The 1423-nt window shown below is 47.3% G+C and carries 2 protein-coding genes; one reads left to right on the forward strand and one right to left on the reverse strand.

Translation table 11 applies throughout. The features are described 5' to 3' along the window. On the forward strand, nt 1-430 hold a 430-nt coding region (locus A3738_RS25470), incomplete at its 5' end, for a secondary thiamine-phosphate synthase enzyme YjbQ (protein ID WP_068763945.1). On the opposite strand, the gene A3738_RS25475 is transcribed toward A3738_RS25470, so the two are convergent. After that, the coding region (locus A3738_RS25475) for an ABC transporter ATP-binding protein (RefSeq protein ID WP_156504497.1) at nt 427-1423 on the reverse strand (997 nt) is incomplete at its 5' end. The two genes, A3738_RS25470 and A3738_RS25475, sit on opposite strands and share 4 nt — an antisense overlap.

A 1423-nucleotide genomic window follows, 5' to 3' on the forward strand; every position in this document is an offset into this window, starting at 1 on the left:
GTGGCTTCAACGTACGATTCGGCTAAAAGCGCAAAAAAGAGGCTTTTATCTCGTTACGGATGAGATTGTTCAGCAAGTACCTGAGATAGCAAACTTCGAAGTCGGGCTTGCACACTTATTCATCAAACATTCTTCTGCGTCTTTATGCATTAATGAAAATGCAGATCCGAGTGTGCGCAGAGACATGGAACGTTACTTCTTAAAGCTTGTTCCCGACGTGGGGCAGTGGAGTTTTGTTTATGAGCACGACTATGAAGGTGCTGACGATATGCCAGCACATATTAAGTCGGTCATGCTTGGATCTTCTCTGACGATTCCGATCACTAATGGGCGTCTTGCTCTAGGCACATGGCAAGGTATTTATCTTGGTGAGCACCGTATTTCAGGCGGACCGAGAACGCTCATCATGACCCTGCAAGGTGACTCTTAATCGCCAATAAATCCGCCAGATTGACGTTGCCATAACTGAGCATAAATGCCATTTTTGGCAATCAGCTCTAGGTGCGATCCTTCTTCAACAATACGCCCTTCATCTAGCACGATTAAGCGATCCATCGCGGCGATTGTTGATAAACGATGCGCGATCGCAATAACTGTTTTACCTTCCATTAATTTATAGAGGCTTTCTTGAATCGCAGCTTCGACTTCAGAGTCGAGTGCAGATGTCGCCTCATCTAAGACAAGAATCGGTGCATCTTTTAATAAGACGCGTGCGATCGCAATACGCTGACGCTGACCACCACTCAGTTTTACACCACGCTCGCCCACGTGGGCTTCGTAACCGGCGCGGCCTTTGATATCACTAAGGTTTTGAATGAACTGATGCGCTTCGGCTTGCTCTGCCGCCGCAATCACCTGTTCTAGAGTCGCCTCGGGTTGGCCGTAGGCAATGTTGTCGCGCACAGAGCGATGCATGAGCGAGGTATCTTGTGTTACCACACCTATTTGCGCCCTAAGGCTTTCTTGTTGAACCGCACTAACGTTTTGCCCATCGACAAGAATTTCGCCTTTCTGAATATCGTGAAAACGCAGCAGAAGATTGATGAGTGTTGATTTCCCAGCACCAGAACGGCCTACCAGTCCGATTTTCTCTCCCGCTTTAATTCGCAGAGATAAATCTTTAAGCACTGATTCACCGGCATTGTATTCAAAACTGACCTGATTAAAGTCAATTTGGCCCTTAGCCATCGCAAGCGCGTTTGCATTGTTTTTATCTTGAATTAGTTTGGGCTGTGAGATGGTATTGATGCCGTCTTGCACCGATCCGATATTCTCAAACAATGCCGACACTTCCCACATAATCCACTGCGACATGCCGTTCAAACGCAAGGCTAAACCAATGGCCACTGCAATCGCACCTGTGCTCACCGCATCAACGGACCAAAGATAAATGGATAAGGTCGCTACCGAAAACAGCAGCAGT

Source organism: Oleiphilus sp. HI0066, from assembly GCF_001635725.1.